The 5,081-nt window shown below is 70.6% G+C and carries 4 protein-coding genes; all 4 read left to right on the top strand.

Features of this window, described 5'->3' with window-relative positions; all coding sequences use genetic code 11:
- Nucleotides 1–176: 176 nt before the first annotated feature.
- The 4 genes from K6I34_RS31260 (at nucleotide 177) to K6I34_RS31275 (ending at nucleotide 4,994) form a co-directional block, all read left to right on the top strand.
- Nucleotides 177–1,943: an amidohydrolase family protein gene (locus K6I34_RS31260; RefSeq protein WP_229331219.1), complete on the top strand. Its 1,767-nt coding sequence runs from the start codon at nucleotides 177–179 to the stop codon at nucleotides 1,941–1,943.
- A gap of 277 nt (nucleotides 1,944–2,220) precedes the next feature.
- The gene (locus K6I34_RS31265) at nucleotides 2,221–3,774 is read left to right on the top strand and encodes an APC family permease (protein WP_229331221.1); all 1,554 of its coding nucleotides are present in this window, start codon (nucleotides 2,221–2,223) and stop codon (nucleotides 3,772–3,774) included.
- Nucleotides 3,775–3,889: 115 nt separating this feature from the next.
- Nucleotides 3,890–4,390, top strand: a complete 501-nt coding sequence (locus K6I34_RS31270) for a cupin domain-containing protein (protein ID WP_229331223.1) — start codon at nucleotides 3,890–3,892, stop codon at nucleotides 4,388–4,390.
- 115 nt (nucleotides 4,391–4,505) lie between these two features.
- Complete coding sequence (locus K6I34_RS31275) at nucleotides 4,506–4,994, top strand: DUF3574 domain-containing protein (protein ID WP_229331225.1); 489 nt, start codon at nucleotides 4,506–4,508, stop codon at nucleotides 4,992–4,994.
- Nucleotides 4,995–5,081: the final 87 nt, after the last annotated feature.

Raw genomic sequence — 5,081 nt, forward strand, 5'->3', positions numbered from 1 at the left:
CGGGGGCCCAGGGGGCGGAGCCCCCGGAGCGGGGCTGGGGGCGGAGCCACCGGAAAGACTCTTGCTCTCACAGCAACCCCACCAAGCCCGTCCGGCGTTTGAGGACGCGGCCGCAGGCCGCTCCCGCCCGCAGGGCGGAAACGGCGGGAACCCAGACACGCGGAGGCGGTAGCCAGATGCTCGACCATCTCATTCGGCGTGCCACCGTCGTCGACGGCACCGGAGGCGACCCGTACACCGCGGACGTCGGGATCAAGGACGGGCGGATCGCCACGATCGGACGGCGAGGGGCCGGGAGGGCGCTCGTCGGCCGGGTCGGGGAGCGGGCGCGGACCGAGGAGGACGCCGCCGGGCTCGTCCTCGCGCCCGGGTTCGTCGACCCGCACACCCACTACGACGCCCAGCTCTTCTGGGACCCGTACGCCACGCCGTCCATGAGCCACGGGGTCACCACGGTCGTCGGCGGGAACTGCGGCTTCAGCCTCGCGCCGCTCAACCCCGCGCGCCCGGACGACGCGGACTACACGCGCCGCATGATGAGCAAGGTGGAGGGCATGTCGCTCTCCGCGCTGGAGCAGGGCGCGCCCTGGTCCTGGTCGTCGTTCGGGGAGTACCTGGACGCGCTGGAGGGCGGCGGGATCGCGGTCAACGCCGGGTTCATGGTGGGCCACTGCGCGCTCCGCCGCCACGCCATGGGGCCCGCGGCGACCGGTGGCACGCCGGACGCGGACCAGGCGGCACGGATGGGCCGTCTGCTGCACGAGGCGATGGACGCGGGCGCCTGGGGCCTGTCCACGACCCTGTCCGACACGCACTCCGACGGCGACGGCCGCCCCGTCGCCTCCCGGTACGCGCGCCCGGACGAGCTGCTCGCCCTGGCCCGCGCGGTCGGCGCGCACGAGGGCACCCAGCTGGAGGCCATCGTCCCCGGCTGTCTGGACCGCTTCTCGGAGGAGGAGACGGAGCTGCTGGTGGCCCTCACGGCCGCCGCGGGCCGCCCGCTGAACTGGAACGTCCTCACCGTGGACGCCGCCGTGCCCGACCGCGTGCCCCGCCAGCTCGCCGCGAGCGCGCGCGCCCGCGCCGCGGGAGGCCGGATCGTCGCGCTCACCATGCCCGTCCTCACGCCCATGAACATGTCCCTCGGCAGCTACTGCGCGCTCAACCTGCTGCCCGGCTGGGGCGATGTCCTCGCCCTGCCCGTCCCCCGGCGCATCGAGGAGCTGCGCAGGCCCGCCGTACGGGAGGAAATGCTGCGCCGGGCGCACAGCGAGGAGGCCGGGGTGCTGCGGCGGCTGGTGGACTTCGGGCGGTACGTCATCGGGGACACGTACACGAAGGAGAACGACGGCCTCAAGGGCCGCACCGTCCGGGACATCGCGGCCGAGCGCGGCGTGGACCCGTTCGCGTGCCTGGTGGAGATCTGCGCGGCGGACGAGCTGCGTACGGTGCTGTGGCCCACGCCCACCGACGACGACCCGGCGAGCTGGGCGCTGCGCGGGCGCACCTGGACGCACGAGGACGTCCTGCTCGGCGGTTCGGACGCGGGCGCCCACCTGGACCGGATGTGCGGGGCGCCCTATACGACGCGCTTCCTGGGCGACTGCCTGCGCGGCCGCGGCCTGGTGCCGCTGCCCACGGCCGTACGCATGCTGACCGACGCCCCGGCGCGCCTGTTCGGCCTCCGGGGGCGCGGCCGGATAGCCGAGGGCGCCCACGCCGACCTCGTGCTCTTCGACCCCGACCGGATCGACGCCGGTCCCGCGACGCTCGTCCGCGACCTCCCGGGCGACGGGCCGCGGCTGGACGCGCGGGCGGTGGGCGTGGTGAGCGTACGGGTCAACGGCGTGGAGACCGTACGGCACGACGTGGTGACGGGCGCGCTGCCGGGGACGGTGCTGCGGTCGGGGCGGGACACGGTGACGGTGACGGCTGCTGGGTGACGGCCGTTGGATGACGGCCGTCGGGTGATGACCACTGGCTGAGACGGATCGGGCCGCCGGGGCGGGCGCGGGAAATTTTAGAAACGGGACAAAAGGTGCAGTGCTGCGATTATCGCAGTTCGGCGAGGGGCGGGTTACTCCTTGGTGTTACCTGTCGTAACTGCGTGGCGACCTTGCTTTGAAAGGTCAACTCCCGATCTCGTTTGGAGGATTCAAGGAGCGGATCTCGGATTCCGTTCCTCCGGTTGCGAAAACAGCAGCACTTAACGTCCTGTTCATGGTTCAGACAGCCCCTCGGCCCCGGGCCGGAGACACGGTAATGAGCGTCGGGAAGCGACGTGCCAAGGGCCTGAGCGGGAACTCCGTGGGGCTGTTGGGCAGCGCGGTCATCGGGATCTCCACGGTCGCGCCCGTCTACTGTCTGACCTCGACCCTGGGCCCCACCGTCGGGCAGGTCGGCGTGCAGATGCCGGCCGTCTTCCTGGCGGGTTTCCTGCCGATGCTGCTGGTGGCCTTCGCCTATCGCGAGCTGAACAAGGCGGTGCCCGACTGCGGGACGTCCTTCACCTGGACGGTGCAGGCGTTCGGGCCGCGGGTCGGCTGGATGTGCGGCTGGGGCCTCGTCATCGCGACGATCATCGTGCTGTCCAATCTGGCGGGTGTCGCGACGTCTTTCTTCTATTTGCTGCTGGGCGAACTCACCGGCAGCGACTCGGTGGCCGGGCTGGACGGCAACAGGCCCGTGCACGTCCTGACCTGCCTGGCCTTCATCGCCGTGGCCACCGCGGTCAGCTACCGCGGGATGACGGCCACGAAGGGCGTGCAGTACGCGCTGGTGGGGCTGCAACTGGCCGTACTCGCCGTGTTCGTGGTCATGGCCGTGAGCAAGGCGCGCTCGGGCGGGCTGCCGGGGTCCATCGGCTTCTCGCTCTCCTGGCTGAACCCCTTCGGCGTCCAGTCCTTCGCGGCCTTCACGGCGGGTCTTTCGCTCTCGATCTTCATGTACTGGGGCTGGGACGCGTGCCTCACGGTCAACGAGGAGACGCAGGGCAGCGAGAAGACGCCGGGCCGGGCGGCGCTCATCGCGATGGTCGTGCTCGTCGGTTCGTACCTGCTGACGGCGGTGGCGGCGCAGATGTTCGCGGGCGTGGGGGAACGGGGAACGGGCCTCGGCAACCCGGACACCGCCGACAACGTCTTCGCGGCCCTGGCCGACCCTGTGCTGGGCTCGACCCTCGGCGTCCTGCTCTTCGTCGCGGTCCTGGCCTCGGCGGCGGCCAGTTTGCAGACGACTTTCCTTCCGGTGGCGCGGACGGTGCTCGCCATGAGTACGTACCAGGCCCTTCCGGCGTCCTTCGCGCGTGTGCATCCCCGTTTCAAGTCCCCGGGGCGGGCGACGATCGCGGCGGGTGTCGCCACGGGCGTTTTCTACGCGGTCATGAGCTTCCTGAGTGAGAACGTCCTTATCGACACCATCTACGCGCTGGGCCTCATGATCTGCTTCTACTACTCGATCACGGCCTTCGCCTGCGCGTGGTACTTCCGGGGTGAGCTGCGGGGGTCGGTGCGGGACGCGTTCTTCAAGGGTGTCTTCCCCGTGCTGGGCGGGGTGCTGCTGGCGGCGGTCTTCTGCAAGACGCTGTACGACATGTGGAACCCGGCTTACGGGAGCGGCAGTTCGGTCTTCGGCGTCGGGTCGGTCTTCGTGATCGGGGTGGGGCTTTTGGCGGTGGGGGCTGTGCTGATGCTCCTGATGCAGCGGAGGAGCCCGGCGTTCTTCCGGGGCGAGGTCCTGACGCGGGGGACGGCGGCGCTGGTGGTGGAGGAGTGAAATTGGCCCACTGAATGGGCCACGGATTGTCCTCATGAGCTGGTCCACCCGACCCATAAAGTCGATCTCGTCAGCGCGGCGAGCGGCCGTGCGAAACCCCCAGGAGATCACCGCCATGGCCAGCAAGAACGCCGCCTCCCCCGCCGTCCTCACCCGCGCCGCCGAGGCCGAGATCGCGAGCGACCCCAGCAGCGTCATGACACTGCTCGCCGACTCCGACACCACGGGCGGCCTGATGACCGCCTACCGGTCGACCTTCGCCGAGGGGGCTCCCGGTGCCCCGGCGCACTTCCACACCCGTGCGTCCGAGCTCTTCTACGTTATCGACGGCTCGCTCCAGGTGCTGGTGGATGAGGAGATCTCCGTGCTGAACGCCGGCGACTTCCTGCTCGTGCCGCCGCACACCCCGCACGCCTTCGCCGCCGCCCCCGGCTGCACGGCGGATGTGCTGTTCACTTTCACGCCCGGCATGGCTCGCTTCGACTATCTGCGGCTGCTCGGCCGCGTCATGCGGGGTGAGGCGAGCCCTCAGGAGATCAAGGACTCGTCGGAGCGGTATGACAACCACTACGTCGACAGCCCTGTGTGGCGCGAGGTACTCGCCGCCGGGCGGTGAGCTCGTGTTGCCAACTGGTTGGCTGGCCAGGTGACATGGCTGCATTTCTCGGCGTGTACGACCCCTTCCGCTGCTAGCGTTCTCGCGTCCTGGAGCCGTGGGAAGGAACACGCCCGTGCAGCCGAAGACCGCCTCCTCCCGTACCCGCATCGCCGCAGTCGCCCTCGCCGCCGCGTTGCTCGGGGCGGGCGCCCCCGCCGCGTACGCGGCCTTCGACGACCAGGGCGCAGCCGAGTCGTCGGCCTCGGCCCCCGCTCCCGCGAAGCCGGTCGGCAAGCCGTACATCAAGACCGAGCTTCTTTTCGGGACCGCCAAGCCGAACGGCGGGGCGCCGGTGACCGACAAGGAGTTCAGAGCCTTTGTCGACGCGTACGTCACGCCGCGGTTCCCTGCGGGGCTGACCGTGGAGGACGCGCGCGGTCAGTACCGCGATGCGCACGGCGTGATCGAGCGCGAGCGCTCGTACAAGCTGACGCTGCTCTACCCGCGTGGCGAGGCCGGGGCGGACAGCCCGAAGATCGAGCAGATCCGCAAGGAGTACGACAAGCGGTTCAGCCAGGAGTCGGTGGCGCGGGTCGATGACGCGGAGCTGGTGGATTTCTGACGCGGCCTTGGGGGTGACCGGGGCTTCGTCTGCGGGCCGGTGGTCGCTTCTCGCGCAGTTCCTCGCGCCCCTTGGGTGGTCTGTGGG

This window comes from Streptomyces sp. UNOC14_S4 (assembly GCF_020740835.1).
In the GTDB taxonomy this organism is placed as follows: domain Bacteria; phylum Actinomycetota; class Actinomycetes; order Streptomycetales; family Streptomycetaceae; genus Streptomyces.